Below are 20,515 nucleotides of genomic sequence, written 5' to 3'. Positions count from 1 at the left end.
AAAAACAGCGATCTGATACTGAGATGAGCCGGGGCCGCCCGCCGCGGGGCTAGCTGCCGTCCTGCTCCTGCTCGGCGAGGCGACGCGCCACGGGCTTGGGGGTCAGGGAGTCGTGGGCGCGCACGTAGCCGTAAAGCCACCTACATCCTCCCAGGAACACCAGCAGGAAGGCCCCGGTCATCACCGCCCAGGAGGCCATGGCGGACACGTTGCCGAAGGCGGATGTCACCTGACGCAACGCGGTCCAGACCATCCAGCTGATTCCCACGATGATGAGCCCCTCGGGCAGCGCCATCTCCAGATGATCGGGGTGAGAGCGTCGCAGCACCCAGGTCACGCCCCAGGCGATGACGAGGGCCGCACCCGCCTGCCACAGGGACGCGGGAGCCTGTCCCAGGCTGTGGGTGGAGGCGGCACCGAACAGGGCCACGAGGGCCGCCGCCGCCAGGTCCGCGGGAACCACCAGCCACCAGCGTGTCCGTCTGCCCCGGGTCCAGGGGCAGTCCACCCCGTCGGGAAGAGCCGGGGTGAAGGAGACCCGTCGTCCCTGAGCGGGGCGATCGTGCCAGTCAGCGCTCACAGCTCCCAGACGGCGTCCGCCGTCGCCGCCTCCAACGGGCCGGAGTAGACCGCTGCGGCCTCCTTGAGGGGCACGGCCGGATCCGTCCAGGGCTGGATGTGGGTGAGGACCAGGTGCCCCGCGCCGGCCTGGGCGGCGAGCTCGCCGGCGCGACGCCCCGTCATGTGCATGCCACCCACGGTGTCGCGGCCCTCGACGAAAGCCGCCTCGGCCAGGAGGAGGTCCACGCCCTGAGCCATGTCACTCATCGCCTGGCAGGTGTCCGTGTCCCCGGTGAAGGCCAGGCTGACCCGCCGCGTCGAGTCCTCTTCACTCGGCCCCTCGATCCGGTAGCCGTAGGCCTCCACCGGGTGGAACGCCTCGAAGGGTGAGATCACCAGGGGGCCCACGCTGTAGGACCTGCCGGGCACGGCGGTGACGAAACCGAACTCCGTGGCGTAGCGCTCACTGGGCGGTACGCCGTCGACCCCCTGGAGACGCTCCAGCAGCTCCGAGGGTCCCAGGCAGGCGACCGGCCCGAGCGCCCCGGTGGGCAGCCAGCGCCGGTAGACGTGCATGCCGACCAGATCCACCATGTGGTCGGCATGGCAGTGGGAGATCGCAATGGCGTTGAGATCGGCGGGATCGAGGGGGCGCAGCAGCTGTCCCATCGACCCCGGCCCGAGGTCCAGCACGATCGAGTAGGTGCGTACCGCGCCGTCGGCGTCGACTCCTTCGGCCTGCACCAGGTAGGAGGAGGCCGAGGACTGGGGACCCGACATGGAGCCGGAGCAGCCGATAATCGTGAGTCTCATGCAGATCCTTTATGGGAGGCGGGAGGTGAGGGAGGGTGGGGCAGCCCGGCAGGGGCGCTGGTTGCCTCGGAGGTGAAGGCGACATGCTCAACAGCGGTGACCTCGGGGCCCAGGAAGCGCCGGGCCAGGACGGAGAAGGCCTCCGGGTCGCCGGTGGAGGCGAAGTCATGGTGCGGTTCGGGGGCATCGGGACCGCGCAGAAGGTTCTTGCCGGCCAGCGCCCGGTAGACGTCCTTGGCGGTCTCGTCCGAGGAGGTCACCAGGGTCACGTCCTGCCCCATGACGTAGGAGATCGGCCCCACCAGCAGGGGGTAGTGGGTGCAGCCGAGGATGAGGGTGTCCACGCCGGCGGCCTTGATGGGGGCCAGGTACTCCTCGGCGACGTCGAGGACCTCGGGTCCGGTGGTCACCCCCCGCTCGGCCAGCTCGACGAAACGCGGGCACGCCTGTGAGATGAGCTCGACGCCGGGAACGGCCTGGAGCGCGTCGTCATAGGCGCGCGAGTCGACCGTCCCGCGGGTGGCGATCAGACCGACCTTGCCATTGCGGGTCACTCGGGCCGCGGTGCGTGCCGCCGGGTGGATGACCTCGATGACCGGGACGCCCCGCCCCAGGGTGTAGCGCTCCCGCGCATCGTGCAGGACGGCCGCCGAGGCGGTGTTGCAGGCGATGACGAGCAGCTTGACCCCGCGGTCCACGAGCTCGTCCATGATGCTCAGAGCCAGGGACCGGACCTCGGCGATGTCCCGAGGACCGTAGGGACTGTTGGCCGTGTCCCCGATGTAGAGCACCTGCTCTTGGGGCAGCTGGTCGAGGACAGAACGGGCGACGGTGAGGCCACCAACCCCAGAGTCGAACATCCCGATCGGAGCATCATTCACACCGCGAGACTATGCGGGCCCTGTGCCCCCGAACAGCGCGGATACCAGTGATTCCTGCCACCAGGTGATCATGTCGTAGACGAGCGCCGTCCCCCGGTACCACTGCTCGCGAGACGTCTCCTCCTCGGGGACCTCCTGGAAGGCGGCTGCGTGAACGCGTTCAGCGTCCTGAGCCGACTCGATGCCCAAGCGATGAGCCAGCACGAGCCGGATGTCATTGGCCGCCCCCAGCCATTCGGACTCCTGGCCCGGGGCCACGAGCACCGTTCCCTCAGGGCCCGACGGCGCCCGCAGCTCGACGGCCAGGCGCTCCAGGCGATCGACCTTGTCGCCCCGCAGGCGCGCACGAGTCAGGCTGCTGACCTCCATCGCGGTCACGGGATCCTCCGAGGCCCGCGGGAGCAGGACGGCGACGACGGGGTCCGCGTTCGTGCGGCCGGCGTGAACGTGGTTGGTCGGCGGATCGAGGTCGAAGTCCAGGGCCTCCAGGACCTCACGGTCCCGCTCGCTCTCCCCCGGGCGCACCGACTCGGGGCGCGGCGCCGAGGGGGTCTCGGACTGGTCGGCCTCCTGGGTGGGGGGAGCATCCGCCTGGAGAAGAGCCCGCACCTCCAGGGCCAGCCTGGCCAGCAGCTCGCGCTCCCAGTCCTCAAGACCGCAGACCAGCCCCTCGGGGACTCGGCGGAAGGCTCGCATCACCATTCTCCCGAGGAGTCGTCCGCACCGGCGTCGCCATCGTCGCCCATGGGCTCGATGGTGGCGCGCAGGCCGTAGCCGTGCATCGCCGTGACATCGACCTCCATGCGCTCGCGGGCCCCCCGGGAGACCACGGCGCGGCCGGCGGTGTGCACCTGCATCATCCGCGCCTCGGCCACAGGCAGCGAGAAACCGAAGTAGGAGTGGAACACCCAGGTCACGTAGCTCATCGTGTTGACCGGGTCGTCGTGGACCACGGTGCACCACAGGCGCTGGGCGCGGGCACGCGGCTCCTCCAGGATCTCCGGTTCCGCAACGGGCAACGAGGCGCTCATGACACCAGGGTAGCGGTGAGCCGCGATAGATTGTTCCTGTGAACAGCTACGCGCCCTCTGCCGATCCCACCGCCGCCTCCCTGGACGTGTCTACGGCCTCGACTTCTTTGCTGACCGACATGTACGAGCTCACGATGCTGCAAGGAGCGCTGGCATCGGGGGCCGCCTCCCGGCGCAGCGTCTTCGAGCTCTTCGGCCGCAGGCTCCCCGGGTCACGCCGCTTCGGTGTCGTGGCGGGCACCGGTCGGCTGCTGGATGCCATCGAGGCCTTCACGTTCACCGGCTCCCAGATCGACTTCCTGCACCGCACCGGGGTCGTCAACGACGAGACCCTGGACTTCCTGCGCGACTACCACTTCACCGGGACGATCCGCGGCTACGCCGAGGGCGAGTGCTACTTCGCCGGCTCCCCGCTGCTGACTGTGGAGGGCACGTTCGCCGAGGCCTGCATCCTGGAGACCCTGGCCCTGTCGATCTACAACTATGACTGTGCCGTCGCCGCGGCCGCCTCCCGCATGACCATCGCCGCTCACGGGCGCCCCTGCGTGGACTTCGGAGCGCGCCGGGCCCACGAGCAGGCGGCAGTCGCCGCGGCCAGGGCCTCGGTCGTCGGCGGTTTCGTGGGAACGAGCAACCTGGAGGCGGGGCTCCGCTACGGCATCCCCACGGTGGGGACCTCGGCCCACTCCTTCACCCTTCTGCACGACACGGAGGAGGAGGCCTTCGCCGCGCAGGTGGCCAGCCTCGGACCGAGCACCACAATCCTGGTGGACACCTATGACATCGCCACCGGCGTGGAGCGGGCGGTCAAGGCGGCCCGCGCCGCCGGTGGTGAGCTCGGGGCGGTGCGCCTGGACTCCGGCGACCTGGTGGCCGAGGCCTTCAAGGTGCGCGCCCAGCTCGACGCCCTGGGGGCGACGTCGACGAGGATCACCGTCACCAACGATCTCGACGAGCACGCCATCGCGGCGCTGGGGGCGGCCCCCGTGGACTCCTACGGCGTGGGCACCAAGCTCGTCACGGGCTCAGGGCGCCCGACCGCGGCGCTCGTCTACAAGCTGGTGGAGCGCGAGGGCGCCGACGGCACCATGGAGGAGGTCGCCAAGTTCTCCTCGGGCGGCAAGTCGACCGTGGGCGGCCGCAAGTGGGCCGGCCGCATCCTCACCTCCGAGGGCACGGCCGCCGAGGAGCTGGTGGTCTCCTCCAGCTCGCAGGACGAGGGGATGTCGGCGTTGAGCCAGGCCGGTGCCCGGCCGCTTCAGGTGCTCCTGGTCGATGAGGGCCGGATCATCGAGGAGCACCGCGGCAAGGAGGCCTTGAGCGCGGCGGCGGAGCGGCACCGGGCGTCCCGTGCCGAGCTCCCCTACGACGCTTGGCGTCTGAGCGATGGTGAGTCGGCGGTGCCGACCCGCCACGTCGACATCGACGGGCGAAGCGCCACCCGACGCTGACCCCCGACGCTGACCGGCCAGGGGCGCATCCCGCCCCTGGCCGGCGCTCCTTATCAGCGCTTGCCGACGAACCAGCGTCGCAGGGTCTGGATGCGCTTCTCGATCTCCTCGGTGGAGGCCGCCGCGACCTCCGGCCCCCCGCACACGCGCCTGAGCTCGTTGTGGACGACGCCGTGGGGCTGGCTCGAGCGACGGGCCCAGGCGGCCACCAGCTGGGAGAGCTCTTTACGGGCCGCTGCCCGGCGCCGGGCGTCGTCGACGCCTGAGTTCTTGCGCCTCTGCGCCTCGGCGGCGGCCTGCTTCTTCTGGGAGGCGATCTGCTTGTCCTGGCGCTGGCGCAGCAGGGCGGTCACCTGCTCGGGCTCCAGCAGGCCCGGCAGCCCCAGGTACTCCTGCTCCTCGATGCTGCCCACCATGGCGCCGGTGCCGAACTCGCCGCCGTCGAAGAGGACACGGTCGAACTCGGCCTGGCTGTCCATGGCCTCGAAGCCCGGCAGCAGCTCGGCCGAGGCGTTCTCAGCCTTGTTGGCCTCGGCGAGCAGCCGGTCCTCGGGGTTGAACAGGGCGTCCTCCTGAACCGCCGAGTCGGGGCGGCGCAGGACGTGGTCGCGGGCCACCTCCATCTCCCCGGCCAGGGCCAGCAGTGGCGTGACTGAGGGGAGGAACACCGAGGCGGTCTCCCCCCTGGCCCGCGAGCGCACGAAGCGCCCCACCGCCTGGGCGAAGAAGAGCGGGGTGGAGGTGGAGGTGGCGTAGACGCCCACGGCCAGGCGGGGTACGTCCACCCCTTCGGAGACCATGCGCACGGCCACCAGCCAGCGGTCGGTGGAGGCGGAGAAGGCCTCGATGCGGCTGGAGGCGCCGTTGTCGTCGGAGAGGACCACGGTGGGCGCCTCGCCGGTGATGGCGCGCAGCTGCTTGGCGTAGGCGCGTGCCTTGGTCTGGTTGGAGGCGATGACGAGGGCTCCGGCGTCGGGGACCTGGCGACGCACCTCGGTCAGGCGCTGGTCGGCGGCGGCCAGGACCGCGGGGATCCACTCCCCTGCCGGGTCGAGCGCGGTGCGCCAGGCCTGGGACTCCAGGTCCTTGGTGAGGGGCTCGCCCAGGCGCGCCGCGACCTCGTCGCCGGCCTTGGTGCGCCACCGCATCTGCCCCGAGTAGGACATGAACATCACCGGGCGCACGACTCCGTCGCGCAGCGCGTCGGAGTAGCCGTAGGAGTAGTCCGCCTGGGAGCGCTTTGCTCCGGAGGCGTCCTCCTTGTAGCGCACGAAGGGGATCGGGGAGGTATCGGAGCGGAAGGGTGTTCCGGTCAGGGCCAGTCGCCTCCGCGCCGGGGTGAAGGCCTCACGGATCGCGTCGCCCCAGCTCAGGGCGTCTCCCCCGTGGTGGATCTCGTCGAGGATGACCAGGGTGCGGGCCTGGTCGGTGCGGGCGCGGTGGAGGTTGGCGTTGGCGGCCACCTGGGCGTAGGTCACGGCGACGCCGTCGAAGCGTGAGCCGAGCGCCCCCTGGGAGTTGGAGTAGGACGGGTCGATATGGATGCCGACGCGGGCGGCGGCCTCGGCCCACTGGTACTTGAGGTGCTCAGTGGGGCAGACGATCGTCACCTTGTGGACGTCGCCGGAGCTGAGCAGCTCAGTGGCCACTCGCAGCGCGAAGGTCGTCTTGCCGGCCCCGGGAGTGGCCACCGCCAGGAAGTCCTGAGGCATCGTCTCCAGGTACTGCCCCAGCGCGGCGGCCTGCCAGGCACGCAGTGAACCGGCGGTCCCCCAGGCGGCGCGGCGCGGGTAGGCCGGGGAGAGGTTCTGGGCCGCCGACGTCGAGGCTCGCGTCGGGGTGGGTTGGGTCGCCTGGCCGCCGCGGGCGGCGTTCACCGACCGCCTCGCCCGAACGGGAAGCGGGGGAAGCGAGGCCCCTTGCCGTCGCCGGAGCCCTCCCCGTTGCGCATCTCCTCGTAGATGGACTTGCAGGTGGGGCACACCGGGTACTTCGACGGGTCGCGCCCGGGCGTCCACACCTTGCCGCACAGGGCGACAACGGGACGCCCGGTGACAGCGGCCGCGGCGATCTTGTCCTTGCGGACGTAGTGGGCGAAGCGGTCGGCATCGCCGTCATCGGTCGACTGGAGCTCCTCGCGCTCCAGGACAGCCGTACCGACACCCTGGGTGGGCTCGGCGGCCGGGTCGGTCGGGGCCCCGGGCGATCCGGGATCGGCACTGGCGAGGACGTCTGTCATGCCGCCCAGTGTAGGTCGGACAGCACGCACCGGCAGCGGCCCGCCCCGCCCCTGTGGGAAGGCTCTCCCTTGAGGAGAGCCCGACGCCGCCGTCAGTGCTTCGAGGTGAGCCGGCCGGCGGCGGCGGGATCGACCAGGACGAGGGCGTCGTCGTGGCGCTGCATGACGGTCGCCGGCCACTGGGCGCTGACCTCACCCTCGACGAGCTGGGCGATGGCCTCGGCCTTGCCCTCGCCGGTGGCGATGAGGACCAGCTTGCGGGCCTCCATGATGGTCGCCAGCCCCTGGGTGATGCACTGGGTGGGCACGGCCTCGACGTCACCGCCGAAGAAGCGGGCGTTGTCCCGGCGGGTCTGCTCGTGGAGCTCGCCCAGGTGCGTGCGCGAGTCGAGGGCGCCGCCGGGCTCGTTGAACCCGATGTGCCCGTCGGAGCCGATGCCGAGGATCTGCAGGTCGCAGTATCCGGCCGCGGCCATCTGCGCCTCGTAGTCCCGGCAGGCCGCCTCGAGGTCCTCACTCAGCGCGTCCGGGCCGTGGAGGGCGCCGGGGCGCATGTCGACGCGGGAGCGCAGATTGGTCTCCATGAAGGTGGCGTAGCGCTCCGGGTGCCCGGCGGGCAGGCCGACGTACTCGTCGAGCATGAATCCAGTGACCTCGGCGAAGCTGAGGCGGCCGGCGGCGCAGCGAGCGGTGAGCTCGTCGTACAGGGGCAGGGGTGAGGAGCCGGTCGCGGTCCCCAGCACAGCTGCTGGTTTGTCCTTGAGCAGCGCCTCAATCTCGTCGGCCGCCCGCTGCGCGATCGCCTGCGCGGAATCCAGAATGACAAGCTGCACGGTGATGTCCTCTCTGACACAACGACTAGTGGTGGGGAGTTTACTGATCCCTGGGAGCCGCTACCTGAGTGAGCGACTTTAAAGCAACCCTACCCTGAATCATCAGAATCAATCACTCCATCGTGGTGTGACCAGCGCGATCACACCGGCTGGGCATGTCCCGGCCAGGTGCGGATCGTGGCGAGAACCTGAGGTCCTCGCCGGTCCAGAGCCCGGCCGCCGATGACGACTCCGCCCCACAGCAGCAGACTGCACCACACGATCCCCGCGACGAGCGCCGTCCACTCCCACACCGGCGCCGCCTGGACGACGCCGTAGATCGCCGCACCCAGGACCGGGGAGCACACGGCCAGCAGAAGCAGGATCGCCGCCATCTGAATGAGCGCGGCCAGGAAGGCCGTCCCCGAGGTCCGCGAGCGCATGGGGCTGTCCCCGGGGGCGAGTGTCTCGTAGGGCAGCAGAACACTGGCGAGGCAGGACCAGGCCAGCGCGCTGCCATAGAGGGCCAGGCAGGCGCCGGTGACGGCGGGGAGCGCCTCCCATCGGCCTGTCCACACGACCATGAACACATCGACGACGAGCATGACGGGGGCCTGCCACACGGCCGCCCCGACCACCCGCCCCAGGCGGTCATGTGCTCCGCTGATCCCGGCGCTGAGATGGCTCCACAGGGCGGTGGAGTCCATTCCGAGGTCGTCGTGGAGAGCCCACCCCATGAAGACGGCCAGGGCAGGTGCCATGAACAGCAGCGCAGTCGGTGCGTGCCCGAGGGCGAAGCTGGTCTCCACCCGCTGACCGTTGACGTAGACGACGAATCGGGAGGAGTTGAGAGCAGGACCCAGAACGAGCACAACAGGAAGGATCAGGACGGATACGAACTGAACCAGGTACCTGGGATCAGTGCGCCAGTAGCGCAGGCTGCGGGCCGCCACAGCGGCGGCGGGCGCGGGCAGGGCGGCGCTGAGCCTGCGGGCCCACGGCAGTACGTCGGGAAGGCCACGATGCTGGACGTCGCTTCCCGCGCCGTCGGCTGCGTAGGCCCGCGTCCGGGTGTGCGACGTACCGGGAGAGGTCATCGCCTTGTTCACCACGCGCTGCCACAGGGGCAGCAGGATCACGGGGAGGATCCACGCGCCGATCGCCAGTGCCAGGGCCGCCGGCACGGAACCGGTGGCCATGACACCGGGGGCCGCGAAGGCCCACCCGAAGGGACTCAGGCCCATGACCCTGGCCAGGGTCCCGAGCGGTTGAAGAATGTCGGTGGGATCGTCTCCGAGGAGCCGGGGGATCAGATTCGGCAGCTGCGTGCACACCATGAAGGCGACGAAGGCGATGATCGCCGTCGTCTCTCGTCCGCGGCGCGAGGAGGAGATGCCTGCGGCTGTCACGATGATCCGGGACAGCAGGACGCAGGTGGCCAGGGCGGCCGGAGCGCACAGCAGCGCCAGGAGTGCCGCCGCGAGCTGGCCCGCCAGTAGCCAGGTGAGGACCGGAATGAGGCAGACGGCAGCCGTGATGCAACCGGGGATCCCCACGGCGCCGGCGGCCAGCAGGCCGAGCGCCAGCCCTCTGGACGGAGCGGCCCAGGCTGCCATGGCGCGAGGGTCCAGGGTGGAGTCGAGCCCGGTGATGAGCAGAGGCACCACTGCCCATCCGGCTACCAGCAGCGCCCCGAGAGCCCCGAGCACCAGCATGATGACGTCGGCATCGGCCTTCAGCCCCAGCCCGACGGCGCCGGCCAGCACCATGGCGAGCGCCCCGACACCGTAGAGGGCCCCGAACACGGTCCCGATGATGGCCCAGACGTTCTTGGTCAGGGCATTGAGGGTCAGGCGCCATTTCAGCTTGACGAGGGTCGCAACCATGACAGCCCCTCCGTTCGCACCTGGCCCCCCACCAGCTCGGTGAAGCGCTGCTCGAGGTCCTCGCCGGCCGCGATCTGCTCCGTCGTGCCTGCGATGACCACCCGGCCGGCATTGATGATGGCCACGTGGTCGCACAGGCGCTGCACGGTGGCCATGACGTGGCTGGAGATGACCACGGTGCCGCCGGCGGCGGCGTAGTCCCGCAGGATCGCCTGGATCGTCTGGGCCGAGATCGGGTCGACGGCCTCGAAGGGCTCATCCAGGACCAGGATGGAGGGCGAGTGCACCATGGCGCAGGCCAGGTGAATCTTCTTGCGCATACCCGCCGAGTAGTCGGCGACCAGGGTGGTTCCGGCTTCCCACAGCCCCAGCACCTTGACCAGCTCGGTCGCCCGGGGGACGACGACGTCGCGCTCGAGCCCGCGCAGAAGTCCGGAGTAGGTGACGAGCTCAAGACCGTTGAGACGGTCGAAGGTGCGCAGCCCGTCGGGCAGGACCCCCAGAAGGGTCTTGGCCTGCTGAGGCTGCATCCACACGTCAACGCCATGAACGAGTACCTGACCGGCATCGGGACGCAGCAGTCCGGTGGCCATCGACAGGCTGGTCGTCTTTCCCGCCCCGTTGGGGCCGACGATGCCGTAGAAGCTGGACACGGGGATGTCGAGGCTCAGCCGATCCACCGCGACTTTGCGGTCGAAGGTCTTGACCAACCCCCTCATCTGAAGCGCTGGAACGGAGGCGGGAGCGGGCGAGGCCCCGGCCAGTGCCGTCACCGCGCCGGTACCGTCGGGCGAGCTCACCGCGAATGTGGAAGCAGACATGTTTCCACTGTAAAAGCCCCCGCCCATTCAGCCCTCCGCCACAAGGAGGAGATCACCGATCCCGACTTCCTCCAGGAGAACCTCCCTGAGCATCATCAGCCCGATGAGGAGAACACCGCAACGAGAACATGATTCGGCCCGTTGCCACGCCTCGACGGGGCGGCAACGGGCCGGAATCAAGATGTCAGGGGCGCGGCCCCACGTATCACTCGGCGACAGCCTTCTTCAGCGAGGAGCCAACGGTGACCTTGACGCCGTAGCCGGCGGGAATCTGAATCTCCTCACCGGTGCGGGGGTTGCGGCCAGTGCGTGCGGCACGCTCGACGCGCTCGATACCCATGAGGCCGGTGATCTTCACGGCCTCACCCTTGGCGACGTTCTCAACGAGGACATCCTGGAAGGCTCCCAGGAAGGCGTCGGCGTCGGTCTTGGTCAGGCCGGCCTTCTCGGCGATGGCGGCGATGAGCTCGGTGCGGTTGACGGACATGTCTTCCCTCTCGATCGTGGACGGACACCCTTGTGTGGTGCCACTTCTGGCAACGCTACGCATAAAACCTTGGGTTTGTCAGGTCAGACCGGAGTGTCGCGCTGGGTAGCGAGTAACAATTCGCACATTTGCGCCACAGCAGTCACATCCGTCACACGCAGAGCAACTCGCGGAACGGCGCCGTTTCCTTGCGCCCTTCCGTTCATCCCTTCCGCAAGGCGCCCGGCAGCGCGCCCGCGAACCACGAGGTGATGGTCGTCGGGTGAGTGATCGCAGTACCGACGACGACGGCGAAGGCCCCGTGCTCCATGGCGGCGGCCGCCTGCGCGGGCGTGTGGACCCTGCCCTCAACCACCAGGGGGACCTCCGCGATACCGACGACCTGATCGACGAGCTCAAGATCGGGCCCGTCGGTCTTGGGGCGCTCCCCGGTGTAGCCGGCCAGAGTGGTCCCCAGGATGTCCACTCCCGCGTCCTGTGCGGCCTTGGCGTCATCCAGGGAGCCGCAGTCGGCCATGACGAGGACCTCGGGACGGGCCGCCCGCAGCCCCTCGACGGTCTGGGCCAGGCTCAGCCCGTCGGGACGGGGGCGCCGAGTGCCGTCCAGTGCCACGATCTGGCTTCCGGTGGCGGCCACGGCGATGGCGTGAGTGAGGGTCGGGGTGATGAAGACGCCGTCGTGCCCGTCCTTCCACAGGCCGATGACGGGGACGTCGACGTGCTGGCAGATGAGGGCCAGGTCCGCCAGCCCCTGTGCGCGGATGCCCACGGCACCGCCGGCGACGCAGGCCTGAGCCACCTGGTCCATGGTGCGCGGGTCGCGCATGGGCTCGCCCGGGTAGGCCTGGGCGGAGGCGATGAGTCCTCCCTTGAGGCGTTCCAGGACGGGGTGGATCCCCGCGGAGGCGGCCTGCGCCTGTGTTGATGACTGTGAGGGTGACTGCTCGGTCATAGGTGTGTCCTGTCTGATGGGGCCCGGGGCCGACGGCTAGGGGCGGTGGTTGTCGTTGCTGGTGGCCAGGGCGAGGGCACCGCGAGCCGCGCCGACGATCGGCGCGGTGGTCCCCAGGGTGGCGGGAAGGATCTTGATGGGGGCCAGGGGGTCGATGATCTCTGCGGCGAAGGTCTGCCGCAGGGGCTCCCACCACAGGTCGCCGGCGCGAGCCAGGCCGCCGGAGACGACGACGACGTCGGGGTCGATCACGGTGACCAGTCCAGCCAGGGCCCTGCCCAGGCAGGCGGCCGAGTCGCGGTAGACCTCCGCGGCGATGTCGTCCCCGGCAGCGGCGCGCTCCTCGACCCCGCGGGCGTCGGGAACGTCGGGGGCTCCGCCCTTGGCCAGGTAGCGGCGGTGGATCTGCGGCCCCGCGGTGATACCCTCCAGGTGCCCCGTCCTGCCGCAGGTGCAGGGCTCGCCCTGGGCCCCGGGGACGGGGACGTGGCCGATCTCGCCGGCCACGTGGTGGGCACCCCTGCGGGTTCGCCCCTCGATGACGAGGGCTCCGCCGACCCCGGTGCCCACCGCCACCATGAGGACGACCTCGGCCCCGGTGCCGGCACCGAGCCAGGCCTCTCCGGCGGCATAGGCGTCGACGTCGTTCTCGACGTGGATCGGCAGCTCACCCAGCCCCTGGCCGGCGAGCCGCTTCTGAACACCGGCGGCGACCTGTGTGCCGGCCCATCCGGTGATGGCGTCGGTGGCCGACAGGATGGTCCCGCGCTCGACGTCGACGACGCCGGCGGTGCCGATTCCGACCGCCGTGATCGCCGCGGCCTTGCCGGGTTCCTGGTGCGTTCCGGTCTCGACGACCTTCGCGATCAGGCCGCTGATGGCATCGAGCATGGCGGCAGGACCGTCGTGAGCCGGGGTCGGGCAGGAGCTCACCGGCCCTTGCAGGGCTCCGCCGGCGTCGACCAGCGCGGCAGCCATCTTGGTGCCGCCCAGGTCGAGTCCGACGACGAGCGGATCCTGGCCGGACGACGATGGTGGTGGATTGAGGGGGGCGGATGGGAGGACATCCTGACTCATGACGCTCTCCGACGGGAGGTTGGGCGCTGGCGCGCCGGGTTGAAAAGTAGAGGGGATGAGGGCGGCCGCGGGAAGCCGCTTGAGAGGAGGATCGAGGCCTCGCCGTTGCGATGGCGGCTGCATGCCCGTGGCAGCCAAGATGACGGCCACGGGCATGCAGCCGTCGGGACGTCAGATGAGGCCCTGGGCCTTGACGATCTGCAGAACCCGCTCCTTGGTCTCACCCTCGAGAGCCTTGACGGGGAAGGCCATCTCGTTGGTGGCGATGATCCCGATCGCCTCCATGGCGGTCTTGAAGGCTCCGATACCGGTCGCGTCGGCCGAGCGGCCCTGGGGCACGAAGACGATCTCGAAGCCGGCACACACCTCGTCCTGGAGGCGGCGCACCTCGTCCCACGCCCCCTCACGGGAGGCCTTCCACATTTGGGCGTAGCGGACCGGGTCCACGTTGCCGTATCCGGGGACGAGGCCGTCGGCGCCCAGCAGGAGCATGCCGTCGACGACGCACTCGTGGCCGGTCAGAAGGGCCAGGGGGTGGCCGGCGGCCTCGTTGGCGGCAACCAGCCTGCGGAAGGCGACGTCGTTGCCGGAGGAGTCCTTGACACCGACCAGGACGCCCTCCTTGCCCAGCTCGACGAGCAGGTCGCAACCGAGCTTGGCGCCGCCGAGGCGCACGGGAACGTCATAGGCGAAGACGGGGACGTCAATGGCCGCGGCGATGGCGCGGAAGTGGGCCTTGATCTCCTCGGCGTCGTTGAGCGCGTAGAACGGGCAGGTGGCCACGATCGCCTCGGCGCCCAGGGCGGCAGCCCGGCGAGCCTGGTCGATGACCCGGTGGGCGGTGGTGTCGATGGCACCGGCAAGCACCGGGACGCGCCCTGCCGCGGCCTTGACGACCCGCTCGATGACGGCGTCGCGCTGGGCGTCGGTGAGGTAGGCGACCTCTCCGGAGGATCCCAGGGCGAACAGGCCGTTGACACCACCGGCGATGAGGTGCTCGACGACCTTGTCCAGGCTGTCGAAGTCAACCTCGCCCTCGGCGGTGAAAGGGGTGACAACCGGCGGGATGACGCCGGTGAAACGGTTGTCCATTGTGGTGACTCTCTTCATTGAAAGGTTATCGGACGTCTGACATCTGACGTCACGAGGTATTGTTGCAGATGCTCCCGCTTGGCGCCACCCCGGTGCCTGGGTTTGCCGGCGCCCTGATGCGCCGGGTGAGGGGCGGACCCGAGTGGGTCCGCCCCTCACTGGAGGTGCTGACGGCCCCGGCCGCGACCGGGGCCGTCTACTCAGACATCGAGCAGCGAGGGCACTGCCGACAGCAGAGTGCGCGTGTACTCCTCCTGAGGGTTGTTGAAGATCTCCTCAGTGGTGTTGATCTCGAGGATCTTGCCGAAGTACATGACGGCGATCCGCTCCGAGACGTAGCGCACCGTGTTGATGTCGTGACTGATGAACACCAGCCCCAGCCCCAAGGAGGCCTTGAGGTCCTGGAGGAGGTTGAGCACCTGGGCGCGCACCGAGACGTCCAGGGCGGAGGTGGGCTCGTCGGCCACGATGATGTCGGGGTCCAGAGCGAGCGCTCGGGCGATGGCGACGCGCTGGCGCTGACCACCGGAGATCTGCCGAGGCAGCACGTTGAGTGCGCTGGGGGGCAGCCCGACCAGGTGGAGCAGGTCGCGAACCCGGGCCTCGCGCTCCCTGGAGGACCCGATTCCGTGGACGTTGAGCGGGTCAATGAGCGCGTCGTGCACGATCATGCGCGGGTTGAGGGCCGTGGCCGGATCCTGGAAAACCACCGAGATGCTGCGTCCCAGCTCGCGACGGTCCGAGGCCGAGCGCCCCAACGGACGGCCCTTGAAGATGACCTCACCGGAGGTGACCGGCTGCAGCCCCACCATGACTCGGGCGGTCGTGGACTTGCCGCATCCCGACTCCCCCACGAGCCCCAGTGTCTCTCCGCGCTTGACGCTCAGCGAGACGTTGTTGACCGCGTGCACCGTGTCCGGGTTGAACAGGCCACCGGTGCGGGACTTGTGGATGACGTTGACGTCCCTGAGCTCGACGACCGGCTGGTCCTCGCTCCATGAGGACGATGCAGACGTGTTGGGCGACATCAGTGCTTCTCCTTCGCGAGCAGAGCCTCGAGCTCGGGGGTGATGGCGTAGCTGTGCTCCGTCGTGCCCGGCACGGGCTTGAGCACCGGACGGGTCTCAAGTCCGACCGTCGGGTGGGACGATCGCGGGGCGAACCGGTCTCCCTTGACGAACTCGCTGGGTGAGGGGACGACCCCTCGCACCTGGTGGAGCCGTTTGGAGCCGGCCTCGATGGAGAGCACGGCCCCGAGAAGGCCCCGGGTGTACTCGTGAACCGGGTTGGCCAGCAGCTCGCTGGTGGGCGCCTGCTCCACCACCTGGCCCGCGTACATCACGGTGATCCGGTGCGCCAGCTTGGCCACGAGGGCCAGGTCGTGCGAGACGAAGACCATCGCGAAGCCGAGCTTCTCACGCAGCTCGTTGAGCAGGTCGATGACCTGCTTCTGGACGGTCACGTCCAGGGCGGTCGTCGGCTCGTCGGCCAGGACCAGGGCGGGGTCGCGGGTCAGCGCCATGGCGATGAGAACGCGCTGGCGCTGACCGCCGGAGAGCTCGTGCGGATAGCTGCGCAGCGTGCGCTTGGGGTCGAGCCCCACCAGCTCGAGCAGCTCGGAAGCGCTACGAGTGCCTCCTCGCGCGCTGAGCTGAGCCATCTGGGTGCGGATGAGCATGGAGGGGTTCAGCGAGGACAGGGCGTCCTGGTAGACCATGCTCATCTCGTGACCGCGCAGTGCGTTGTGCTCGGCGGGCGTCATCTTAAGGATGTTGCGCCCCTTGAAGAGGATTTCACCGGAGAGCCGGGCCGAGGGAGGCAGCAGCCCCATGACGGCCATCGAGCTGATGGACTTGCCGCAGCCGGACTCCCCCACCAGTCCCATGGTCTCGCCGGGGCGCACGGAGAAGGAGACGCCGTCGACGATGTTGACCTCACCGTGCTGCTCGGGGAAGGCGATCGAGAGGTTCTTGACCTCCAGGACCGGGTCCTCACCGGTGTCCTCGTAGACCAGCCGGTCCTTCCGGGCGAGCTCGGCCACCCGCAGGGAGCTGAGCCGCTCGGACAGAGAAACGTCCTCTGCTGCAGGAGCGACGACGCCGGTCAGCGAGCTGAGCCCGTTCGTGGCGTCATCACCATCGGCGACGGAGGCGTTGGCGACCACCGCCTCGGCGGCGTCGTCCCAGGCCTCCAGGGTCTCCTGGGCCTCCATGGCCTCCTCATCGGCCTGGACGTCGGGCTTGGCCTTGATGCGCGGCGAGGCCATCGCGTCGGTGAGCCCCTCGGACAGGACGTTGAGGCACAGGGTGGTGATGAGGATGAGCAGGCCGGGGAAGAAGGTCGGCCACCAGTGGCCCGACAGGAGCAGCTCTTTGCCCTCGGAGAGCATGTTGCCCCAGGTCGGGGTGTTGACGGACTTGATGCCCGCACCGATGAAGGACAGCGAGGCCTCGAAGACGATCGCGTCAGCCACCAGGACGGTCGCGAAGACCATGATGGGGGCGATGCAGTTGCGGGCCACGTGCTTGAGGAGGATCCACGGCACCGGGGCACCCATCACCTTGGAGGCGGCCACATAGTCCTCCCCGAACTGGGAGATGATGTTGGCGCGCACCACGCGGGTGAGCTGGGGGATGTAGAGGATGCCGATGGAGACGATGATGACCGGCAGCATCGGCAGGCGGGTCGACATCGCCGAGACGAGGACGGCCGCCAGAGCGATGCCCGGGAAGGACATGACGACGTCGAGCACGCGCATGAGCGTCTCAGCGATCCACTTGCGGGAGGTGGCGGCGATGGCGCCGAGGACCGAGGCCACCACGAGGGCCAGGCCAGTGGCCGTCAGGCCCACGACCAGCGAGACCCTGGCGCCGTAGACGGCACGGGAGAAGATGTCACGACCGGTGCCGTCCGTCCCGAACAGGTGCGACGCAGACGGGGCGACGACAGGATCGGAGGAGGTCACCTCACCGACGCCCTCGATGTAGGAGGTCGTCTTGGTCTCCGCCAGTCCGGTGGCACCGGGAGAGTAAGGGGCGATGATGGGAGCCAGGATGGCGACCAGGGCGATGAGGCCCAGCACGATGATGGCGATCTTGGAGCCGACAGGAAGCGCCTTCCAGCCCTGGAAGCGCAGCCCGGGCCGCGAGGCCTTATCCAGTGTGGAGCGGTGCAGCATCAGATGCTCCTGATTCGTGGGTTGACGAGGACGTAGAGCATGTCAACGACGATGTTGATGATGATGAAGGCCAGTGCCACCGTGATGGAGACGCCCTGGACGATGTTCACGTCGTTGCGGGTGATGCCCTGGAAGATGAGCTGGCCCATTCCCTTGATGTTGAAGATCATCTCGATGACGACGGCGCCTCCCATGGCGTAGCCGATGCGCAGTCCCAGCACGGTCAGCGGAGTGATGAGCGCGTTGCGCAGCACGTTGCGGGCCACAACGACGTTCTTGGGAATACCGCCGCCGATGGCGGTGCGCACGTAGTCGCGGTCGAGCTCCTCAACCATGGCGGTACGCACCACACGGGTGAGCGAGCCGGCGTTGGGCACCGCGATGGCCAGGGCCGGCAGGAAGATCTGATTGAGGTACGTTCCCGGATCCTCGCTGAAGGGAACCCACTCGGACACCAGAGCGGGGAAGGTCCCCGTTCCCCCCGGAATGTCGGAGAACCACTGAATGAGCAGTAGGGCAAGCCAGAAGGACGGGGTGGCGAGGCACGCGATGGAGATGACGCGGATGACCTGGTCCTGCCACTTGTCGCGGTAGAGGGCCGCGATGATTCCCAGGATCGTGGCCACGATGACGGCTGCGAAGATTCCGATGAAGGTCAGCTGGAGTGTGATCGGAAACGCATCGGCCACCATGCCGGTGATCTTGACGCCGGTGAAGGAGGTGCCGAGGTCGCCGTGGATCAGACCCAGGAGGTACTCCCAGAACCGCTGGAGAAGGGGATCATTGAGATGGTGGGCGACTCGGTACTGCTCGAGGGCGTCAGGCGTGGCCGACTCGCCCAGCGCAAGACGCGCTGGGTCCGCCGAGGAGAATGACATGACGACGAAGACGAGCAGCGTCACGCCCAGCACCATGACCGGCAGCGCGACCAGGCGCCGTCCGATCAGGCGGATGAGGTTGGACACTGAAATGCTCCTTTGCGTTAGCGTCCTGCCGCCTGAGGTGGCGGCTGGGTGGCATGGCAGCCGCAGAGCGAGCCGCCACGCCGATTGTCTGATGTCTGACGTCAGATTGCAAGTCCGTTGCTTTCATCTCGGACGCATGACGCCATGAGCACGGCACGGGCGGTGCGGCACCCGCTGGTGACTGCCGCACCGCCCACACACGACCCTCAGGACTTGGACGACCCCGTCCCCACGAAGGACAGACCGGTCAGCGCGATCGGCTTGAAGTTCTCCAACGTCGTCGAGTCATAGGCCGTCGGAGCCTTGCGGTGGAAGATCGGGTAGAGCGGCACCTCCTCGGAGAGCTTGTCGAAGATCTCCCGCCACTTGGCGACCTGCTTGTCGCCCTCCAGCTTGACCGCCTCTTCAAGCAGCCCCTGGACCGCGACCTGACTCTCCGACCCCTTCCAGTGCATCCGAGTCTCGGTCCACACATCGCCGCCGTACCACCAGCGCATGAGCAGGTCCGCGTCATTACCGAAGACCGAGGGGTCCCCGGGAGCGATCAGCACGTCCCACGTGCCCTGTCCGGAGTCGATGAAGGAGTAGGTGTCCGCAGACTTCTTCTCGTCGTACTTGACCGTCACCCCCAGGGCCTCGAGGTTCTCACGGATGATGGGCCTGACGGCCGAGAACCAGCCGTGGTCCGTGCACAGCAGGTTGATGGTCGTGATGCCGGCCTCCGCCAGGAGCGACTTGGCCTTGGCTGCGTCCTTGGAGTAGACCGTCTTAGCCTTCTTGTACGCGGGGTGCCCGTCCTGGACGAAGCAGGTCGCCGGCGTCGCCAGGCCGGCCATGCCGGTGTCGCAGATCTTGGCGTAGTCCAGCGCGTAGAGCACCGCCTGCCGGGCCTTGACGTTGGAGAAGGTGGTGTGGTTGAACATGGCGAAGAGCAGCCCGAAGCCCTGCTGCGCCGCCACCTTAACCGGATCCTTGAGCGTCTTGAGGTTGGCCGCCGGGACGGCGTCGATGGCCTGCACGGAGCCAGAGGTCATCGCGTTGGTGCGGGTGGTGTCGTCGGGCAGGATCTGCCAGGTCATGGACTTGGCCAGCGCCGGGCGAGGGCCGTTGTACTTGTCGTTGCGTTCGAAGACGAGCTTCTGGCTGCCGGCACCGTTGTCGGTCATCTTGTAGGGACCGCTTCCGACGGGGTTCATGTTGAACTTCTTGGCGTCCGCCTCAACGATCGCCTTGGGGACGATCTTGACCACGCTCAGACGCTCGGCCACCAGGGAGAAGGCGTACTTGAGCTTAATGGTCACCGTGCCTGCGTCCTTGGCCTCCACCTTGTCGATGAAAGGCAGGAACTGGGAGTACAGCGACTTGTTGGCCGGGTCGAGCACGCGTGTGAAGGAGAAGACGACGTCGTCGGCAGTCACGGCCGAGCCGTCGGAGAACTTCGCGTCCTTACGCAGCGCGACCTCATAGGTGGTGTCGTCCACCTTCTTGGGCATCTCCGCCGCCAGCGCCGCGTACACCTCACGGGTGGCCGGGTGGAGCTCGGTGAGCCCCTCCAGAGTGTGCCAGTTGGCAGCGACCGTCAGAGCCGACGACGTCGTCATCGGGTCGTAGCCGTTGGTGCCCAGCTCGTAGGAAATACCTGCGGTGATGACACCGTCCTTGTGGGTGACCTCCTGATCGGCAGCCACGCCGCTGGCCTTCGCGCCACCCGAGGTCTTGCCCCTACCGCCGCAGGCCGCAAGGCTGACAGCCAGGCCAGCAGCCATTCCGAGGGTGCCGGTCAGCCTGATGAAGTCCCGGCGGCTGGAGCCGGCCGGAGTCGTGATCGCCATTGATTCTCTCCTGATGTCTGACGTCTTATGTCTGACGTTGGTAGGATGACTGTAGCAGAAGTCAGGGCGTCCAGACCACTCACAACCTCGCAGGCAAGACAATCGCAACCCTCGCCCCACTGCTGGGGCGAGTCGTTCGACGAGCGGAATCACATCGTAGTGATCAACAATGATTGACAGGGCAAGAACCATGGCCGACACCAAGAAAAGCAGCACCGTGAACAGAGCATCCGCACCACAGGTAACCGTCACCACAGACAAAGAGACGAACATCACACTCACGACCGATGAGCCGATCATCCCTCACGGTCCCTACTCCACGCTGATGTCGTCGCCCGCCACTCAGGCGGAGGCGACGATGACCGAGATTAAGAACTACATCCTGCGCTCCGGCCTGCAGATAGGTGATGCGTTGCCGACGGAGTCCCAGCTGTGCG

Annotated in this window: 19 protein-coding genes and 1 pseudogene; 2 read left to right on the top strand and 18 right to left on the bottom strand. The window is 68.6% G+C overall.

Going from position 1 to position 20,515, the window contains the following annotated elements:
- Window positions 1–49 precede the first annotated feature (49 nt).
- The 5 genes from HMPREF2883_RS04675 to clpS are packed head-to-tail and all read right to left on the bottom strand — an operon-like array spanning window position 50 to window position 3,286.
- A complete protein-coding gene (locus HMPREF2883_RS04675; RefSeq protein WP_256277325.1) occupies window positions 50–580 on the bottom strand; it encodes a DUF3054 domain-containing protein in 531 nt (176 codons plus the stop codon).
- Window positions 577–1,374, bottom strand: a complete 798-nt coding sequence (locus HMPREF2883_RS04670) for an MBL fold metallo-hydrolase (protein WP_070659213.1) — start codon at window positions 1,372–1,374, stop codon at window positions 577–579. Before HMPREF2883_RS04670 ends, HMPREF2883_RS04675 begins: the two co-directional genes overlap by 4 nt.
- Window positions 1,371–2,234, bottom strand: coding sequence for a glutamate racemase (gene murI / locus HMPREF2883_RS04665; RefSeq protein ID WP_070659212.1), 864 nt, complete (start codon window positions 2,232–2,234; stop codon window positions 1,371–1,373). Before murI ends, HMPREF2883_RS04670 begins: the two co-directional genes overlap by 4 nt.
- Before the next feature lie 30 nt (window positions 2,235–2,264).
- Window positions 2,265–2,951 (bottom strand): DUF2017 family protein, encoded by a 687-nt coding sequence (locus HMPREF2883_RS04660; RefSeq protein WP_070659210.1) that lies wholly within the window; start codon window positions 2,949–2,951, stop codon window positions 2,265–2,267.
- Window positions 2,951–3,286, bottom strand: coding sequence for an ATP-dependent Clp protease adapter ClpS (gene clpS, locus HMPREF2883_RS04655; protein ID WP_070659208.1), 336 nt, complete (start codon window positions 3,284–3,286; stop codon window positions 2,951–2,953). Before clpS ends, HMPREF2883_RS04660 begins: the two co-directional genes overlap by 1 nt.
- A 38-nt stretch (window positions 3,287–3,324) precedes the next feature.
- Between clpS and HMPREF2883_RS04650 the strand changes: the two genes are divergently transcribed.
- The gene (locus HMPREF2883_RS04650; protein ID WP_075371458.1) at window positions 3,325–4,737 is read left to right on the top strand and encodes a nicotinate phosphoribosyltransferase; all 1,413 of its coding nucleotides are present in this window, start codon (window positions 3,325–3,327) and stop codon (window positions 4,735–4,737) included.
- Window positions 4,738–4,790: 53 nt separating this feature from the next.
- On the opposite strand, the gene HMPREF2883_RS04645 is transcribed toward HMPREF2883_RS04650, so the two are convergent.
- The 13 genes from HMPREF2883_RS04645 to HMPREF2883_RS04585 all read right to left on the bottom strand — a co-directional run bounded on the left by HMPREF2883_RS04645 (window position 4,791) and on the right by HMPREF2883_RS04585 (window position 20,078).
- The gene (locus HMPREF2883_RS04645) at window positions 4,791–6,614 is read right to left on the bottom strand and encodes a DEAD/DEAH box helicase (protein ID WP_070659207.1); all 1,824 of its coding nucleotides are present in this window, start codon (window positions 6,612–6,614) and stop codon (window positions 4,791–4,793) included.
- Entirely contained in the window at window positions 6,611–6,976 is a 366-nt protein-coding gene (locus tag HMPREF2883_RS04640; RefSeq protein WP_004565276.1) for a DUF3039 domain-containing protein, read from the bottom strand. The genes HMPREF2883_RS04645 and HMPREF2883_RS04640 overlap by 4 nt, the downstream gene beginning before the upstream one ends.
- Window positions 6,977–7,068: 92 nt before the next feature.
- On the bottom strand, window positions 7,069–7,809 hold the full coding sequence (nagB, locus tag HMPREF2883_RS04635; protein WP_070659205.1) for a glucosamine-6-phosphate deaminase: 741 nt from the start codon (window positions 7,807–7,809) through the stop codon (window positions 7,069–7,071).
- A 140-nt stretch (window positions 7,810–7,949) separates the two neighbouring features.
- On the bottom strand, window positions 7,950–9,674 hold the full coding sequence (locus tag HMPREF2883_RS04630) for a transporter (RefSeq protein WP_070659203.1): 1,725 nt from the start codon (window positions 9,672–9,674) through the stop codon (window positions 7,950–7,952).
- Window positions 9,650–10,495, bottom strand: coding sequence for an ABC transporter ATP-binding protein (locus HMPREF2883_RS04625; RefSeq protein WP_070659201.1), 846 nt, complete (start codon window positions 10,493–10,495; stop codon window positions 9,650–9,652). Before HMPREF2883_RS04625 ends, HMPREF2883_RS04630 begins: the two co-directional genes overlap by 25 nt.
- Before the next feature lie 205 nt (window positions 10,496–10,700).
- On the bottom strand, window positions 10,701–10,982 hold the full coding sequence (locus tag HMPREF2883_RS04620; protein ID WP_003783064.1) for an HU family DNA-binding protein: 282 nt from the start codon (window positions 10,980–10,982) through the stop codon (window positions 10,701–10,703).
- Window positions 10,983–11,184: 202 nt separating this feature from the next.
- Window positions 11,185–11,934 carry an N-acetylmannosamine-6-phosphate 2-epimerase gene (locus HMPREF2883_RS04615; RefSeq protein ID WP_070659199.1) on the bottom strand — a complete coding sequence of 250 codons (750 nt, stop codon included), beginning with the start codon at window positions 11,932–11,934 and terminating at the stop codon, window positions 11,185–11,187.
- Between the two features lie 36 nt (window positions 11,935–11,970).
- Window positions 11,971–13,011 carry an ROK family protein gene (locus HMPREF2883_RS04610; protein WP_070659197.1) on the bottom strand — a complete coding sequence of 347 codons (1,041 nt, stop codon included), beginning with the start codon at window positions 13,009–13,011 and terminating at the stop codon, window positions 11,971–11,973.
- A 171-nt stretch (window positions 13,012–13,182) separates the two neighbouring features.
- Entirely contained in the window at window positions 13,183–14,103 is a 921-nt protein-coding gene (locus HMPREF2883_RS04605) for a dihydrodipicolinate synthase family protein (protein WP_070659195.1), read from the bottom strand.
- A 200-nt stretch (window positions 14,104–14,303) separates the two neighbouring features.
- On the bottom strand, window positions 14,304–15,131 hold the full coding sequence (locus HMPREF2883_RS04600; protein ID WP_070659194.1) for an ATP-binding cassette domain-containing protein: 828 nt from the start codon (window positions 15,129–15,131) through the stop codon (window positions 14,304–14,306).
- The gene (locus HMPREF2883_RS04595; protein ID WP_070659193.1) at window positions 15,131–17,281 is read right to left on the bottom strand and encodes a dipeptide/oligopeptide/nickel ABC transporter permease/ATP-binding protein; all 2,151 of its coding nucleotides are present in this window, start codon (window positions 17,279–17,281) and stop codon (window positions 15,131–15,133) included. The genes HMPREF2883_RS04600 and HMPREF2883_RS04595 overlap by 1 nt, the downstream gene beginning before the upstream one ends.
- On the bottom strand, window positions 17,281–18,246 hold the full coding sequence (locus HMPREF2883_RS04590) for an ABC transporter permease (protein WP_070659191.1): 966 nt from the start codon (window positions 18,244–18,246) through the stop codon (window positions 17,281–17,283). The genes HMPREF2883_RS04595 and HMPREF2883_RS04590 overlap by 1 nt, the downstream gene beginning before the upstream one ends.
- Window positions 18,247–18,452: 206 nt before the next feature.
- Entirely contained in the window at window positions 18,453–20,078 is a 1,626-nt protein-coding gene (locus tag HMPREF2883_RS04585) for an ABC transporter substrate-binding protein (RefSeq protein ID WP_070659190.1), read from the bottom strand.
- 169 nt (window positions 20,079–20,247) lie between these two features.
- On the opposite strand from HMPREF2883_RS04585, the pseudogene HMPREF2883_RS04580 reads away from it, so the two are divergent.
- A pseudogene (locus HMPREF2883_RS04580) lies at window positions 20,248–20,515 on the top strand (GntR family transcriptional regulator); the annotation flags it as partial.

It is taken from the genome of Actinomyces sp. HMSC075C01, assembly GCF_001812965.1.
GTDB classification, from domain to species: Bacteria; Actinomycetota; Actinomycetes; order Actinomycetales; family Actinomycetaceae; genus Actinomyces; species Actinomyces acetigenes.
Note: the sequence above shows the minus strand (reverse complement) of the source record. Positions and strands in the feature narration are given on the sequence as shown.